Annotated in this window: 11 protein-coding genes and 1 pseudogene; 6 read left to right on the top strand and 6 right to left on the bottom strand. The window is 70.3% G+C overall.

Annotation, left to right across the window (positions count from 1 at the left end; translation table 11 throughout):
* Positions 1 to 188 precede the first annotated feature (188 nt).
* Both asnB and ACFWA7_RS17125 read right to left on the bottom strand, forming a co-directional pair.
* Positions 189 to 2,096: an asparagine synthase (glutamine-hydrolyzing) gene (asnB, locus tag ACFWA7_RS17130; RefSeq protein ID WP_385534518.1), complete on the bottom strand. Its 1,908-nt coding sequence runs from the start codon at positions 2,094 to 2,096 to the stop codon at positions 189 to 191.
* Positions 2,096 to 4,375 carry a bi-domain-containing oxidoreductase gene (locus ACFWA7_RS17125; protein ID WP_385823654.1) on the bottom strand — a complete coding sequence of 760 codons (2,280 nt, stop codon included), beginning with the start codon at positions 4,373 to 4,375 and terminating at the stop codon, positions 2,096 to 2,098. Before ACFWA7_RS17125 ends, asnB begins: the two co-directional genes overlap by 1 nt.
* A 200-nt stretch (positions 4,376 to 4,575) precedes the next feature.
* On the opposite strand from ACFWA7_RS17125, the gene wecB reads away from it, so the two are divergent.
* A complete protein-coding gene (gene wecB, locus ACFWA7_RS17120) occupies positions 4,576 to 5,883 on the top strand; it encodes a non-hydrolyzing UDP-N-acetylglucosamine 2-epimerase (protein WP_385823652.1) in 1,308 nt (435 codons plus the stop codon).
* Here wecB and wecC read toward each other — a convergent pair.
* Positions 5,788 to 7,179 (bottom strand): annotated as a pseudogene (wecC, locus tag ACFWA7_RS17115) (UDP-N-acetyl-D-mannosamine dehydrogenase); the annotation flags it as partial. The gene wecB and the pseudogene wecC sit on opposite strands and share 96 nt — an antisense overlap.
* Before the next feature lie 95 nt (positions 7,180 to 7,274).
* Between wecC and ACFWA7_RS17110 the strand changes: the two are divergent.
* Together ACFWA7_RS17110 and ACFWA7_RS17105 are read left to right on the top strand one after the other, a co-directional pair.
* Positions 7,275 to 8,021 (top strand): glycosyltransferase, encoded by a 747-nt coding sequence (locus ACFWA7_RS17110; RefSeq protein WP_385534512.1) that lies wholly within the window; start codon positions 7,275 to 7,277, stop codon positions 8,019 to 8,021.
* 43 nt (positions 8,022 to 8,064) lie between these two features.
* Positions 8,065 to 9,072: an FkbM family methyltransferase gene (locus ACFWA7_RS17105; RefSeq protein WP_385534510.1), complete on the top strand. Its 1,008-nt coding sequence runs from the start codon at positions 8,065 to 8,067 to the stop codon at positions 9,070 to 9,072.
* A 70-nt stretch (positions 9,073 to 9,142) separates the two neighbouring features.
* Here the strand turns inward: ACFWA7_RS17105 and ACFWA7_RS17100 are convergent, their stop codons facing one another.
* Together ACFWA7_RS17100 and ACFWA7_RS17095 are read right to left on the bottom strand one after the other, a co-directional pair.
* Positions 9,143 to 10,069, bottom strand: a complete 927-nt coding sequence (locus tag ACFWA7_RS17100; protein WP_385534508.1) for a hypothetical protein — start codon at positions 10,067 to 10,069, stop codon at positions 9,143 to 9,145.
* A 57-nt stretch (positions 10,070 to 10,126) separates the two neighbouring features.
* Entirely contained in the window at positions 10,127 to 11,125 is a 999-nt protein-coding gene (locus ACFWA7_RS17095; protein ID WP_385534506.1) for a GDP-L-fucose synthase family protein, read from the bottom strand.
* 225 nt (positions 11,126 to 11,350) lie between these two features.
* Here ACFWA7_RS17095 and gmd point away from each other — a divergent pair, with 225 nt between their 5' ends.
* Positions 11,351 to 12,364: a GDP-mannose 4,6-dehydratase gene (gene gmd / locus ACFWA7_RS17090; RefSeq protein ID WP_385823650.1), complete on the top strand. Its 1,014-nt coding sequence runs from the start codon at positions 11,351 to 11,353 to the stop codon at positions 12,362 to 12,364.
* A 20-nt stretch (positions 12,365 to 12,384) separates the two neighbouring features.
* Here gmd and ACFWA7_RS17085 read toward each other — a convergent pair whose 3' ends face one another.
* The gene (locus ACFWA7_RS17085) at positions 12,385 to 13,728 is read right to left on the bottom strand and encodes a lipopolysaccharide biosynthesis protein (protein ID WP_385823648.1); all 1,344 of its coding nucleotides are present in this window, start codon (positions 13,726 to 13,728) and stop codon (positions 12,385 to 12,387) included.
* Between the two features lie 165 nt (positions 13,729 to 13,893).
* Between ACFWA7_RS17085 and ACFWA7_RS17080 the strand changes: the two genes are divergently transcribed.
* Both ACFWA7_RS17080 and ACFWA7_RS17075 read left to right on the top strand, forming a co-directional pair.
* Positions 13,894 to 14,934: a glycosyltransferase family 4 protein gene (locus ACFWA7_RS17080; RefSeq protein WP_385823646.1), complete on the top strand. Its 1,041-nt coding sequence runs from the start codon at positions 13,894 to 13,896 to the stop codon at positions 14,932 to 14,934.
* 95 nt (positions 14,935 to 15,029) lie between these two features.
* Entirely contained in the window at positions 15,030 to 15,842 is an 813-nt protein-coding gene (locus ACFWA7_RS17075; protein ID WP_385534498.1) for a class I SAM-dependent methyltransferase, read from the top strand.
* Positions 15,843 to 15,967: the final 125 nt, after the last annotated feature.

Genomic DNA, 15,967 nt, shown 5'->3' with positions numbered 1-15,967 from the left:
CCGCAGGGCGAGTCGACTTCCCCTGGCCCTGGCCCTGGCCCTGGCCCGGTCCCGACTCCGGCTTTCAGCCGACCCCGGCCGTCTCACAACCCGCCAGACCCCCCGCCGCCCGCCCCAGCCGAACCCGCTCCGACACCCCGGTACGCCGCCCGCCGAACGGACACCCCCCGGCCCCGGCCCCGGACCCGTCAGCCGGCCCCGGCACTCTCGTAACCCGCCAGGACATCCGCCGTCCGTCCCGCGCCGCCCGCCGCGTACCGCTCCCACCACACGGCCGCACACAGCAACCCGAACACGGCGAGCCCCCGGTCGCGCCGGCCGTGTACGTGCTCGGCGACGAATCGGTCCGCCGTGCGCCGGTCGAAGAGGTCGTCGAACACCGGGGAGCGCCGTACCTCGGTCCACAGCCGGTCGCCGTGCTCGCGCAGCAACGACCGTACCGGCGCCCCGAATCCCGTCTTGGGGCGCCGGGCGACGAACTCCGGCACGCCGGAGGCCACCGCGGCTGCGCGGAAGCGCGCCTTGCCGTCCCCCATCCGCAGCTGCTCCTCCGCGGGGGCGCCGAGAGCGGCGGCCACCACCGGCTCCGCCAGGAACGGGACCCGCAGTTCGACGCTCGCGCGCATCGACGCGCGGTCGCCGTACAGCAGGTTCAGTCCCGGCAGGAACAGCCGCCGGTCGCACTCCGCGAGTGCCGCGAGGGGCGTCCCGCCCGCGTCCAGCACGGCGCCCGCCACCTCACGGTGCCGCTCGGTGACCGCGTCCAGCCCCACGAGGGGTGACAGCGCCGCCCACTCCCTCCCGGAGTAGTACGACTGCGTTGCCCACGACCAGTCGCGGGCACCGAGCTGGAGCAGCCGCCCGAACTTGTCCGCGCGGCCCCGGTAGCGCCGGGGCGCGGGAACCAGCGTGGCCGCGCCGAGGGTCGGGCGCGTCCAGGCGGGGAGCTGTTGCAGCAGCAGTACGGCCTGGTAGCGCTCGTAGCCCAGGAACAGCTCCTCGACGCCCAGCCCCGACAACAGCACGGTCGCCTCGCCGCGGGCGGCGCGGGACAACTGCATGAGGGCGACCGCGGCGGGATCCCCGAACGGCAGCTCCATGGTGGTCACCAGCTCGGGGATCCGGCGCAGCACGTCGACGTCGAGGTCGACCCAGGTCAGCGGCAGGCCCAACTGGTCGGCGACCCGGGCGGCGTAGGGGGCGTCCTCCTCGAACGGCTCCGTGCCGGCCACCGCGGTGCGCGACCTCGCGGTGAGGACGGGCCCGGTGAAGCCCTCCCCGAGGAGTTCCACGCCCAGCCAGGTGCTGTCCAGGCCCCCGCTGAGCAGCAGCCCCACCTTCACATCGGCCCGCACCTGACGGGCGACCGACTCACGGACGGCGGCGGCGATGTCCGCGGCGGGCGTGAGGGCGGGAGCGTGCCACCACGTCGACGCCTCGTCGTACGCGGGCCCGCGCCGGGACAGCACCGTCCCGGCCGGTACGGCACGCACGCGCTGCCAGCCGGTCCGCGGCGGCGGCGTCCACAGGAACATGGCGCCCTGCGCCACCGCGACCGGGTCGGCGTCTCCGGTCAGCCCCGCGACTCGCAACGGTTCGATCTCGCTGGCGAGGGCGACCATGTGCCCCGCCGCGTCCGCCGCCGCGTACAGCGGCTTGACGCCCAGCCGGTCACGTCCGTAGCGCACCTCGCCGTCGGGCAGGACGAGGGCGAAGGCGAACATGCCGTCCACCTGGTCGAGCAGCCGCGGCGCGTCCGGTTGCAGCAGCAGTTCGTAGAGGACCTCGGTGTCGCCCTCGGTCGTGAACCTCACATGCCGCGCGCGCAGCAGCTCGCGCAGGTACGGCGCGTTGTACACCTCGCCGTTGTAGACCAGCACGCCCCGCTCGGGCGAGCCGAAGGGCTGGCCGCTCCTTGGGTCGAGGTCCATGACGGCCAGTCGGCGGAAGTGCAGCGCCGCCCGCCAGCCGGGGCCGACGACGGTGAGGTGACCGTTCGCGTCGGGGCCGCGGTGGGCGAGCGCCGTGCACGGGTCCGCCGGCGACTGCGGCCGGTTGCGCGCGGCGCCGTTCAACAGGACGAGGAAGCCGCACATCACAGCACCTCCGTGGTCGACGGGAAGCCGTCCGCCGGCCCGCCCGGGTCGGGCACGGTGTCGGCGGCGGCAGGGAGCTGCGGACGCCCAAGGGCCTTGGCCAGGGCCGGTGTGGCGGGGGCGCAGTCGACCGGCCGGTCCTCCGTGAGCGAGCGGGCCGCCCGGCAGGTGACGAGGGAACTCTCCAGCGCCGAGGCGAAACCGGCGGCGGCAGCGGCCCCGGTGTCGAGCGACTGGCCGCCGACGAGGCGGACGAGCGTGCGCATCTCCGCCGCATGCCCCTTGGGTGCGCCCCGGTACGTGGTCGTCTCCGCCCGGCCTCCCCTCCACACGGTGAGCGTGCGGAAGTCGTCGATCCTGGCCGCCACCCCGTCGCCGGCCACCTCCAGGAGTTCCTTGGGAGCGCCGGGCGGTGTGCGCCCTCCGTACACGACGGACGCGGACGAGCCGTCGTCGTACGCGATCTGGAGGGTGACGCTCTGCGCGGTGGCGGGGTCCGCGGCGTCCACGCCGACGGCCCGCACCCGGACCGGCCGCCCGGACACCAGGAAGCCGGCGGTGTCGATGAAGTGGCAGACCTCGCCGAGCAGCCGGCCGCCCTGTTCGGGCTGGAAGTACCAGTGGTCGGCCGGGAGCCGGCCCGCGAACACCCGGTAGACGACCTGGAGCGGCGCTCCCGCGGGCAGCACGGCCCGCAGGTCCGCGACCGCGGGCGCGAACCGCCGGTTGAACCCGGCCATCGCCGGGGCGCCGGAGGCCGACCACGCCTGGGCGACGTCCTCCAGTTCCGTCTCCGTGAGGGCCACCGGCTTCTCGCAGTACAAGGCCCTGCCGCCGCGCAGCACCCGGGCCGCGTACCGGCCGTGGCTGTCGTGGCGGCTGAGCACCATCACGCAGTCCGCCTCGCCCGACGCCAGGCCGGCGTCGACGCTCTGAGCGACCTGCTCGAACCCCCACCGCCGCCCCTGGTGCGCGGCGGACAGCCCGCGTCCGCCGGCGACCCAGGAGAAGGCGACGCCTGCTTCGCGCTTCAGCTCGGGAAAGAGCGTCCTGGTCGCGAAGTTGCCCGAGCCGATGGCCGCGATCCGCAGCGTGCCGCGCGGGGCGGTCCAGGTGCGGGGCGCGGTCCGCGGGGCCGGCGGCGACGGCAGCTGCGCGGTGCCGGGGTAGCGCAGCAGCAGGGCGACGCTGCGTTCACCGGGAGACGGCTTGAGCGCAGCGTACGCCTCGGCCGCGTCCTCCACGGCGAAGACCCGCGGCTTCAGGTCGGCGAAGTCCATGGCGCCCGTCCGGAGGAGCCGCAGCACCTCGGCGAGGTTGCGCCGTTCGGTCCACGGCACATAGCCCTCGGGGTAGGGATGGCCGCCCTCTTCGAAGCGGGGGTCGTAGCGGCCGGGGCCGTAGGACCGTGAGTAGCGGATCGTCAGTTCCTTGTGGTAGTACGACGACCGGGGCGGCACGACGCCCACGTCGCCGACGACCACCACGGTGGCCCGGTCACGGGCGAGCCGGCCCGCGAACTCGACGGGGTCGGGGCTGGCCGTGGACGCGGTGATGAGCACGGCGTCCGCGCCGGCGCCCGCCCAGCGCCGCAGGAGGCGCGGCAGGCCGTCGGCGTCCCGTGGGAAGGCGGGCAGCCCGGCGGATTCGGCGAGCGCCACCATGGCCGGGTCGGGGTCGATGCCCACCGCGTCGTAGCCGTAGGCCCGCAGCAGCCGGAGGGTGATCTGGCCGAGCAGGCCGAGCCCGATGACGGCGATCCGGGAACCGGGCGCCACCTCGGCCTGGTGGATGCCCTGGAGCGCGATGGCGCCGACCGTGGCGAAGGCGGCCCACCGGGTGTCCACCCCGTCCGGCACCGGCACCACGAGGTTGCGGGGGACCGCGACGATCTCCGCGTGCGACGCGTAACGGGCCCCGGCGGCGGCCACCCGCATGCCCGGACGGAGATCGTCGACGCCCTCCCCCGTCCGCAGCACCGTCCCCGCGCAGGAGTAGCCGAGCTGCACCGGCTGGTCCAGACGGTCCCTGACGGTCCGGTAGGTGTCCGCGAGTCCGGTCCGTTTCACGCTGTCGATCACCTGGGCGACCTGGTCGGGCCGCTGCCGCGCCTTGCCGATCAGACCCTTGGCGCCGGTGGAGACGGTCGCCCGCTCCGTACCCGCGCTGATGAGCGACCAGTCATTGCGGATGACCACCGTCCCGGCGACCGCCTCGGGGGCGGGAACATCCGCCACCGTGATGGAACCGGTGCGCGGGGACAGGAGCACTGTCTTCACTTTCCTGCCTTTACGGGGAGGGAGTTTCGGCCATGGCGGAACATAAGGCGCAAGGTCATGAATTCATCAGCGAAACAGGCCAATTGGAGCAATATCCCCATACAGCCGGATGAACACGCCTCCGGATTTGCGGGCGGGGTCCCGCTCTACCGATTCGCTGGAGCGGCCGACGTCCGGTGCCCTCGGTTAAGGAGACTCGGGTGAAACGACTGATGGTCGTCTACGGAACGAGACCGGAGGCCATCAAGATGGCTCCCGTCATCGAGGCGCTGGAGCGCTCCGCGATGTTCCGGCCGACGGTGACGGTGACCGCCCAGCACCGCGGACTGCTCGACCAGGTGCACGCGTTGTTCGGCATCCACGCCGATCACGACCTGGACATCCTCGCCCCGGGCCAGTCCCTGGCCGACATCACCCACCGCGTCCTGGACGGGCTGTGTCCGCTGCTGCGGGAGGAGCGCCCGGACGCGGTGCTGGTCCAGGGCGACACCACGACCGCGTTCGCCGGGGCCCTCGCCGCCTTCTACAACCGCGTCCCGGTGGCCCATCTGGAGGCGGGGCTGAGGACCGACGACCGGTACGCGCCCTTCCCCGAGGAGATCAACCGCAGGATCACCACCCAGTTGGCGTCCCTGCACCTCGCACCCACTCCGCACGCGCGGAGCAACCTGCTGCGGGAGGGCGTCGCCCCGTCGTCCGTCGTGGTCACCGGGAACACGGTCATCGACGCCCTGCGCGGGGCCGTCGGGCGCGGGACACCTTTCGGCGACCCGGCGCTGGCCGACCTTGAGGACACCGCCCGCCGGGTCCTGCTGGTGACGGCCCACCGCCGGGAGTCGTGGGGGCGCGGGATGGAGGCCATCGGCGGCGCCCTCGCCGACCTGGCCCGCAGCGAGCCCGACCTGCTCATCGTGCTGCCGCTGCACCCCAACCCCGTGGTGCGCGCGGCGATCACACCGCATGTGGAGCACCTGGAGAACGTACGGCTGACCCAGCCGCTCGGCTACGGTGTCTTCGCCCGGCTGATGGACCGTGCGCACCTGATCCTCACCGACAGCGGCGGCGTCCAGGAGGAGGCGCCGGGCCTGGGCAAGCCGGTGCTGGTCATGCGGGACACCACGGAACGGCCCGAGGGGCTGCGGGCGGGCACCTCCCGGCTGGTGGGCACCGACCGGGAGCGCGTCGTGAAGGAGGTGCGGCGGCTGCTGCACGACCGGACGGCGTACGCCGCGATGGCCACGGCTGTCAACCCGTTCGGCGACGGGCGCGCGGCGGACCGTACCGTGCGCGCGATCGGCCACTGGCTGGGACTGTGCGAGCGCCCCGCGGAGTTCGGCGGGGCCGGGTCAGTGCCAGAACCCGCGGGTGTCGAACACGGCCTTGCCCCGCAGCGCGGTGCGTTTCACGCCGCGGAAGGCGTCGTGGTCCACGAGCAGGACGACGACGTCCGCGTCACGCACGGCGGTGGCGACGTCGACGAGTTCGGCCACGCCCGTATCCACCAGTGACTGAGGCAGTTCCCGGATGTGGGGCTCCGCCACCAGCAGCCGGCCGATCTGCCGCTCGGCGAGTCGGGTGACGATCTGCAGGGCGGGGCTTTCCCGCAGGTCGTCGATGTTCGCCTTGAAGGCCAGGCCGAGGCAGGCGATCACCGGGTCCTTGAACCGTCCGGCCGTGTCGGTCACCTCGCCGAGCACGTAGTCGGGCCGCCCGTCGTTGACTTCGCGGGCGAGCCGGACGAGCCGCGCCTGCCGGGGCGCGGCGGAGACGATGAACCAGGGGTCCACGGCGATGCAGTGCCCGCCGACGCCCGGCCCGGGGCGCAGGATGTCGACGCGGGGGTGCCGGTTGGCCAGGTCGATGACGTCCCCCGCGTCGATGCCGAGCTGGTCGCAGACCATCGAGAGCTCGTTGGCGAAGGCGATGTTGACGTCCCGGAAGGCGTTCTCGCCGAGCTTGGCCATCTCCGCGGTCGTGGCGTCGGTGAGCAGGCACTCCCCCTTGGTGAACAGCTGGTACAGGGCGCGTGCCCGGTCGGCGCAGCCCTCGCCGACCCCGCCGACGACGCGGTCGTTCGTCACGATCTCGATCATCGTCCGGCCCGGCAGTACGCGTTCGGGACAGTGCGCGATCCGCACGTCGGGCGCGTCCGCGCTCTCGTGCGGAAACGTGAGGTCGGGCCGGTGCTTGCCGAGCCACCGGGACAGCTCGACGGTGGTCCCGGGCGGCGAGGTGGATTCCAGGATGACGAGGTCACCCGCCTTGAGCACCTGGCCCACCGAGGCGGCGGCGGCGCGCACGTACGACAGGTCCGCCGTGCGGTCGTCCTGGAGCGGGGTGGGCACGGCGATGACGAAGGCGTCGGCGGGCTCGGGTGCCGTGGTCGCCCGCAACCGCCCCATGGCGACGGCTCCGCTCACCGCCACGGCCAGGTCGGGCTCGACGAAGGGAGCACGGCCGGCGTTGATGAGGTCGACGGTGACGGGGTTGACGTCGACACCGATGACGTCGATCCCGTTGGTGGCGAGGGCGGCGGCGGTGGGCAAGCCGATGTAGCCGAGGCCGATGACGCAGACGGTGGAGAACACCGGGCGAATTCCTTTCCGGGGTACCGATGATGAACCGGCCGATGGCGTGACGGAAAGCAGACGGCATGCACAGATTGGACCGGTGGGGAACGCAACGCCCGACAAGCGCGCCGCGCGGACGGAAAACTCGCCGACTCCTCTGCACGGCGGCCGGCATCCCCTCCGGTGCACGGTGGGGGAATTTCCCGGCCACGTGCCGTGTCGCCGTCGGCGCATGGCCGTGCTCGGTGTAGCACTACGGCAGGGACACACACCTCGATGACGAAATCGGAGGCGGTGCAGTGGGCTTCCCTGCCTTTCCGCGTGTGCGGATGGTGGTGCCGACCAACGGTGAACGCCCCGGTTATCTCGAAGAATGCCTGGCCTCGATCAGGCAGCAGGAAGAATCCGTCGACGTGGTGATCGTCGGGCCCGCGGAAGCCGCTCCCCTCCTGCGTCCGGCGGCCGATCGGCACGGCTGCCGCTTCCTCGTCGAGGAGCGGCGGGGGCTCAGCAACGCGATCAACCAGGGGTGGCAAGGGGCCACCACGGAGTTCCTTGCCTGGCTCGGCGACGACGACCTGCTCATCGAGGGGAGTCTGGCCGCGGCCCTGCGGGAACTCGACCGAACCCCTGCCGCCAGCATGGTGTACGGCCAGGTCAGAGTGATCGACTCGACAGGCCGCGCCCTCTACACGGTGCGTCCGGGCACGTTCGCCTCCTGGTTCTTCCAGTACGGCCAGAACTGGGTGGGCCAGCCAGGAGCCCTCTACCGCCGCGAGGCGGTGCGGCAGGTCGGCCCGCTCGATCCCACCCTCAGGTACGCGATGGACTTCGACCTCCATCTGCGTCTGCGGCGCAGCGGACGGATGGCCTACCTGCCGCGGCAGCTCGGGTGCTTCCGCGTGCACCCCACGTCGCTGACGGCGAGCAATCCGGACCCGCAGGACGAGGGACGGCGTGTCATGCGCCGTTACCTCGGCCCGAAGGCCCGCCGCTCGGAGGACTGTTGGTGGCCGGTCGCACGCTGCGTCAGCCGGGGATGGGCCACTTTCACGAAAATCGGAAGCCGGCAGTAAAAGTCACCGGAATATGGTCTATGGTCTCTGCTACGTTTCCCGCATGACCAATTCTGCAACAATGCCCGGAAAAACGGCGCCGAACAGCGTTGCCCAGGCGTTGCTGAAGTACGCGACCGTGGCACACAACGGCTCCATTGGTCGTCGAATTATCAGATCCTCGGCCCGGTTGACTCGCCGCTTCTGGTCGGAGCACGGCGACCCGCTCGTGACCTGTCGATTCGCGGGACGGGACATCGTGATGCCGCTGTCGCACGACCTGCCGGTCATTCTCTCCGCATCGCCGCACTATTCGCAGAACCTGGCCCGCCTGACAGCCATGTCGGCGGCGGCCCGGCCGGATTTCACGATTGTGGACATCGGTGCGAACATCGGCGACACCGCTGTTCTCATGCGGGCAGCGGCGACGGCGCCGATCCTGTGCGTCGAGGGCGACGAGCTGTATCTGGACCTCCTTCGCCGGAACGTACAGGGTCTGCGTGACGTCGAGATCGAGGAGGCGTACGTGGCCACCGCCGACGACGCCGACCGCGCTCACACCGTCGTACGGCAGGCGGGTACCGCCGCGCTGGTGCCTCCGACGTCGGGTCCGAAGCCCGCACGCCCCTTCCGGTCTCTGCCGGACATCCTCGGTTCACACACGCGCTTTGCGTCGCCGGGGCTGGTGAAGATCGACACGGACGGGGCGGATCCGCGCATCATCGCGGCGAACAGGGAACTCCTCGCTCGGGCGCGTCCTGTCGTCTTCTTCGAGTTCGCTCCCCTGTGGGCCGCCCGAACGGGGGACGAGAACCCCTACCGGGCCGTCACGGCGCTCGCCGAGGCCGGGTACCGGGGAGCACTCGTCTACGCCAACACCGGTGAACTCCTGCTCGTCACCCGGGTCACCGAGCCGCAGGTGTGGAACGACCTCGGTCGCTACACACTGGCCCACGGGAACGGTTCCTACTACGACATCGCGGCCTTCCACGCCGACCACGCGGACCTCTTCGAGCAGGCCGGTGCGGCAGAGCGGACGTTCTTCGAAGGCGTGGCCGCCGCATCCGCCTGAGCCGCGTCACAGGGCGAGCGCCGCAGGTCCGCCGGCACGGGCGCCACCAGGACGGCCTGTGCCCCGACTGTCAGACCCCGAAAGCCTCGGCGATCGACACATCTGCCCGCTCGTCCACCAGATGCACCGTGAGATCACGCATCGATCGCAGCAACCGCTCGTGGTCATCGCCCGTGTACGTCAGCTCACCGTCCGGACCGCGAGCGGTCCGGACACGAGACCGTACGAAGGCGGCTCGGGGGGTCAGGTTCCACAGGTCCCCGGCGACGTCCTCGCGCACGAAGAACGCGTTGACGCCATTGCTGCCGACACCCACGAGGCGGTAGCCCAGTTCGGTTCCGAGATGATGAAAGGCCGCCAGAGACGCACCGAAGTACGAGCCGGTGCGGTGCGCCGCTGACGCGAGAAAATCGCGGCGATAGGGAACGGTTGCCGCTTTTTCGGCGCCGAAGACACTGTTGTACTCGACGACGACGATCCACGGGGACACCGCGGAGATCTCCCGCCACACCCAGTAGTCGACCCCGTCGATGTCGATCGAGAGAACACCGACGTCACCCTTGATCCCGGTTCCCAGGATCAGCTCGTCGACGTTTTCCGCCGTGACGAACGCCGAGACCGGTTCGATGCTCCACCGCCATGCCATTCCGCTGTGTCTCAGGAAGTCGACGTGCGCGGATCCGCCGTTGAAGATCGCACCGCGCCAGTTGTCCTTCATGGCCAGGAAGCGGGTGTTCGCCTCGGAGTAGTCACCGACTCCGATCTCGACGAAGACATCGGGCGGGGAGAGCCGGGACACGAGGAACTGCAGAATGCCGTCCTCGCCCCACTGGGAGAACACCTTGAACTCCGTGTCCCGAAGACGCCGCGGTTTTGGCAGCAGGCTCGCCAGCCGGCTCTCCATTGCTCCCACCGAGAAGCGCAGTTCGTCGATCCTGGCCTGAACTCCTCGGTCGACGGCCCTTTGAGCCAGACTCATGACAGCCTTTTTCAGCACCCGGGGACCGTATCAAGGAGAATGGGCGATGCACGCTTCAGTGCGTACCGCGGCATTTCACCGCACCCGAGCTTCGCCCGTTTGAAGCAGTCGGACGTACCACTCGTAGGTGCTGCCGATCCCGTCCCGCAGACGGATCTCGGGCTTCCACCCCAGCGCGGTGATCCGGGAGATGTCCAGGACCTTGCGCGGCGTCCCGTCGGGCTGAAGCGGATCCCATTCGACGGCGCCTTCGTAACCGACGACGGACGCCACCATCTCGGCGAGTTCCCGGATGGTGAGGTCCTCTCCGGTGCCCACGTTCACGGGCGCGTCCCCGTCGTACCGTTCGAGGAGGATCAGGCAGGCCCGGGCCAGGTCGTCGACGTGGAGGAATTCCCGGCGCGGGGCGCCGGTGCCCCAGTTGACGACCTTCGGCGCTCCGTCGACGTACGCCTCGTGGAACCGCCTGATCAGTGACGGCAGTACGTGCGAACGCTCGGGGTGGAAATTGTCACCGGGGCCGTACAGGTTCGTCGGCATGGCGCAGATCCACGGCAGGCCGTGCTGCCTGCGCACGGCCCTCACCTGCATGATGCCCGCGATCTTGGCGATCGCGTAGGCCTCGTTGGTCTCTTCCAGGGGCCCGGTCAGCAGGGCCTCCTCCCGGATGGGCTGGGCGGCCTGTCTCGGGTAGATGCAACTTGAGCCCAGGAAGAGCAACCGCTCGACGCCGTGCCGCAACGCCGCGTCCATGACGTTGACCTGGATCCGCAGGTTGTCCGATACGAACTCGGTGGGCCGGGTCGCGTTGGCTCTGATCCCTCCGACCCGTGCGGCGGCCAGGACGACCGCGTGCGGCCGGTGCCGCGAGAACCAGTCGAAGACCGCCGGGCGGTCCCTCAGGTCCAGCTCCGTCGAGTCGGGTCCGAGGAGCGCGCCGAATCCCGCTGCGCTCAGTCGTCTCCAGACCGCGGAGCCCACGAGCCCGCGGCGTCCGGCGACGAAGATCCGGTCCGAGCGCTCCAGCGGACGGTGGGGTGCGGCGGTCGGTGCCCCGGTGATGGTCGTGTTCATGAACAGGCGCTCCTGGTAACCGTTCGGGCGGGTCCAAGGGTCGTGTCGGGTGGCGGGTCACGTCCCCTCAACCCAGTACACATTTCCACGAAGGGGACACAATGCAACATTCCCCCTGAACGACCGTTGATCTACCCTAATCTGGCATGCCGTCAGGGGCCCTTCGCCGGAAGGCGCACTCGGCGGCACCGGATTTCGAGGTCTACGCCCAGTAGGGAGTGCGTGGTGACAGTCAAGAAGGCGCTCATCACCGGCATCGGCGGCCAGGACGGGTTCTATCTCGCCGAACTGCTGATGGAGAAGGGATACGAGGTCCACGGCACCGCCCGTCGGGTACCGGACTTCGTGCACCGACGGAACAGCCGGCAGGGGACGGACCGATTGTTCGTGCATTACGGCGATCTCACCAACGGCACGCGTTTGGTGGGTCTGCTGGAGCAGGTGCGGCCCGACGAGATCTACCACCTGGCGGCGCAGTCGCACGTACGGGTCTCCTTCGATGAGCCGGAGTTCACCGGCAACACCACCGGACTGGGCACCATCCGCCTCCTCGAAGCCATCCGCAACATTGGCCTGACCTGCCGCTTCTACCAGGCCTCCAGCTCCGAGATGTTCGGCGCCGCGCCCCCGCCCCAGCACGAGAACACCCCCTTCCACCCCCGCTCCCCCTACGGCGTCGCCAAGGTCTACGCCTACTGGGCCACCCGCAACTACCGCGAGGCCTACGGCATGTACGCCGTCAACGGCATCCTCTTCAACCACGAATCCCCACGCCGCGGTCCCACCTTCGTCACCCGCAAGATCGCCACCGCAGCCGCCCGCATCAAAGCCGGCCTCCAGGACACCGTCCACCTCGGCAACCTCGACGCCCGCCGCGACTGGGGCTACGCCGCCGAATACGTCCACGCCATGTGGCTCATGCTCCAACAGGACCAACCCGACGACTACGTCATCGCCACCGGCACCAGCCACAGCGTCCGCGACTTCGCCGAACACTGCTTCGCCCACCTCGGCCTCGACTACCAAGACCACATCCGCTTCGACGAACGTCAGCTCCGCCCGTCAGACGTCGAACATGTCGTTGGGGACGCCTCCAAGGCGTACCGCGTCCTGGGCTGGAAACCCGCCACCCACGCCCCCGAACTGGCCCGCCTCATGGTCGACGCCGAACTCGCGGCGCTGAACGCCGTGCCGGGCGCCGCCCTGCGGACGGGGGCGGGTTCTCCCGTCCCGAGCTGACCTGTGCGGACGGCGGCAGCTCAGCCGGCGGTCCGCAGCACATCGGGGACCACGGCACGAGGACGCGCCAGCCGTCGGTGCGCGACCAGCATGGACGGCACGAGGACGATCAGCGTCTGCGTGACGACCGTGGACCACAGCGGCCCGGACAGGCCGAACCGCTGCACGGACCAGACCGACGCCACCACGTTCGCCACGGTCATGACGGCCCCGACGACGATCTGCGGCCTCAACTCCCCGGCGCCGTTGAGGAACACGGCGACCGCGGTGGTGGCGCACATGATGACGACGTAACCGCCCAGCGCCGCCGGCAGCCCAGTGGGCGCAACGGCCGCCTCGTCACCGACCCACAGACGCAGCAGCCACGGGGTGGCCGGGACGAGGACACTCGCCGCCACGGCACCGGCGGCCGTCGACAGCCCCACCGACCGCAGGTACGCGCCGCGCACCCAGGCCAGGTCGCCGCGGGCCCAGGCCTCCCGATAGCTCGCCCACAAGGGGGTGAGAAACGCTCCGACGACCGTGGGCACCGTGGCGTACACGGTGAACGGGAGCACGTACGCGGCGACCTGGTCCGCGCCGAGGTAGTGCCCGATGACAAAGGAGTCCGACCTGAAGGACACGACCCCCATCAGCGTCAGCGAGAAGAGCTGCGCGCCCTCGCGGCCCAGCCGGCCGCAGGTGCCCCGGTCCACGTGACGCCGCCGGGGCCGGGCATCGCGGACCCGCCCGGCCAGCAGGAGGGTCGGGACGAGACCGGCGAGCAGGGACGTGGCGAGATACACGGCCGTGAACCAGCGGAGGTCCGGCGCAAGGGCCGCCACGGCCAGGAGACCCCCGGTCTGTGCCAGGACACCGACGGACGTGGACAGTGCCGTCACATGGCCCCGCCCAAGGGCGTAGTACACCCGGCCCGCCACCGTCAGGGGCAGGCTGAGTGCGGCCGTGACACCTACCGCGAAGACCAGCTGGTCGACGATAGCGGGGGACACCTGGCCCGCTCCCAGGAGGCCGTTCCAGTCGAGGGTGAACGCGAACAGGCCGCAGAGCGCGAGCAGCAGCCCCGCCGCACCGGTCAGCAGGACGAGGGCCGTGGTCACCACTCGGCGGGTCGAGGCCGCGTCATCGGATCCACGGGCGTCGGACACCTGTCCCATCACCGCCAGTCCGACTCCGAAGTCGAGTACGGAGAGTATGGCGAAGGTGCTGGTGAGGTTCAGCCAGAGCCCGAACTCCTCCTTTTCGAGGCAACGGCCGACAACCGGCAGCACCAGCAGGTTGGCGAGGAGGGAAATACCCCGAGCGCCCACCGTCGTGGCGCCGACAGCGAGAATTCCCCGCCAGCGACCGGAAAACTGGTTCACGGCACATCCCGAGGTAGGACGGTCAGGACACGGCAGCCACGGTGCCGGCGGCCATTCACTTCAGTGTCGGCATCCGAGCGCTGTGTCGCCGCTGTTCTCCCGTCGTGTCGCGCATACAGTGACCGGACGTCGGAGGCCGCAGCAGCCCGGGAGGAATCACGTCAGATGCGCGTCCTGTTCTCTCCGGATGTATTCGTCACCCAGCGGTTCGGCGGCGTCAGCCGGTATTTCGCGGAACTCCACACCGAACTCGTCAAACTGGGCGTCGACGCACGCCTGTTCTCCGGCCTGCACGACAATGGCCACATCCGCGGCGGGCACCCGGCACTGGGTAATCTGCCGCTGAGGCCGCGGCTGTTCCTGAGCGGGCGGACGTTCCGGCTCTACGCGGCGGCCCAGCGCGCCGCGCACATCGTGCACCCCACGTACTATTCGGCCGAGGCATTCGGCCGGCGGCCCCACGTCTGCACGTTCTACGACCTGATCCATCACAAGTACCCCGGCCAGTTCCCGAACGACACGACGGCCGAGCGCCAGCGCCTGTGGGCCCGGCGAGCCGACCGGATCATCGCGATCTCCCACGCGACGGCACAGGATCTGGTGGGCATGCTCGGTGTGCCGGAGGAGAAGATCTCGGTCATCCACCTCGGCGTGCGCGTTCCCCGGCCCCGGACGCAACGGCAGGCGGGTGCCTACGTGTTGTACGTCGGCAACCGAGGCGGCTACAAGAACTGGCGGATCGTCGTGGAGGCCCTCCGGGATCCGCGGCTGAAAGACCTGCGACTGGTGTGCTCCGGAGGAGGACCCGTGACCCGCGAGGAACAGGACCTTCTGGAAAGCCGTCGTATGGCGAGCCGCGTCACGTTCGTCGCTGCGGACGACGTCACCCTCTCCCGCTATTACCGGGGCGCCCTGGGCCTCGTCTATCCGTCGCTCTACGAGGGTTTCGGACTTCCGCCGCTGGAGGCGATGGCCGAAGGGGTTCCGGTGGTGGCCGCGCGGGCCGCCTCCATTCCGGAGGTCGTGGGTGATGCCGCCCTGCTTTTCGACCCGCACGAAGTCGACGACCTCGTTCACGCACTGTGCCGGCTGCTCGACGCCTCCGTCCGGGAACAGTTGGAACGACGCGGGCCGGAACGGGCGCGCATGTTCTCCTGGGAAAGCACCGCACGGCAGACGGCTGACGTCTACCGCTCGCTTCTGTGATGAACTGCCACGCTTTCTACGGCCGGATGCGTGAATCACACACCCGCACACCGGAGCCGGGGCCGTGCGGACGACCACCGCAATAGCATCCCCGCATGACACAAACGCTGAGCCGGCCGACCATCGGGGAACTGCAGGAACGCGCACACGACGATGGGCACGATTACGCGAAAGGCTCTCCGCACATCCGGCACTACAGCCTCCGCGAGCGGGTGATCTCCGCTGTGCACACGCTGGTGGGCGAGATCGTCGAACGCACCGGTCAGTGCCGGGTGCTGGAGATCGGCGCCGGGCACGGAACCTTTACCGACCATCTGGTGGCGGCCGGGGCGCGGGTCGAGGTGACGGAGATGAGCGCCCCCAGCGTGGCCGTCCTCCGGCGCCGTTTCCGCGGCTCCCCGCATGTCACCGTCACCCATGACCCCGAGGGCAAGGAGATCTTCCGCTCGGAGCCGGTCGACGCCGTCGTGTGCATCTCCGTACTGCACCACATCCCGGACTACCTGGGTGCCGTGGACCATCTCGTCAAACGCACCGCTCCCGGTGGCGCCTTCCTCAGCATGCAGGATCCCCTGTGGTATCCGCGCCGGTCGCACCTGTCCATGAACGCGGACCGCGGAGCCTATCTCCTGTGGCGGCTCGGTCAGGGAGAGCTGCGCCGCGGGCTGGCCACCAGGGTGCGCCGGCTGCGCGGTCGCTACGACGAGTCGAACGAGGCGGACATGTCGGAGTACCACGTCGTGCGTCAGGGAGTGGACGAGGCGGCCCTTCAGGAGATCCTGGTGCCGGCCTTCCAGAAAGTGCATACGCAGCGCTACTGGTCGACGCAGTCGGGAGTGCTGCAGGCCCTGGGGGAACGCTTCGCTCCTCCCACCACGTTCGGGCTCCTCGCGCGGAACCGCCGGTGAACAGGCCGCAGTTCCGCGAAGCATCCGACAGCTAAACGGACACATCGCCACAATACCGGGAAATTCGAGTTTACTTCCCTACGCTGGCGATGCCCCTGAGAACCGCACCGTCTCACAAGACGAGC

It is taken from the genome of Streptomyces sp. NPDC059994 (assembly GCF_042737755.1).
GTDB lineage: Bacteria > Actinomycetota > Actinomycetes > Streptomycetales > Streptomycetaceae > Streptomyces.
Note: the sequence above shows the minus strand (reverse complement) of the source record. Positions and strands in the feature narration are given on the sequence as shown.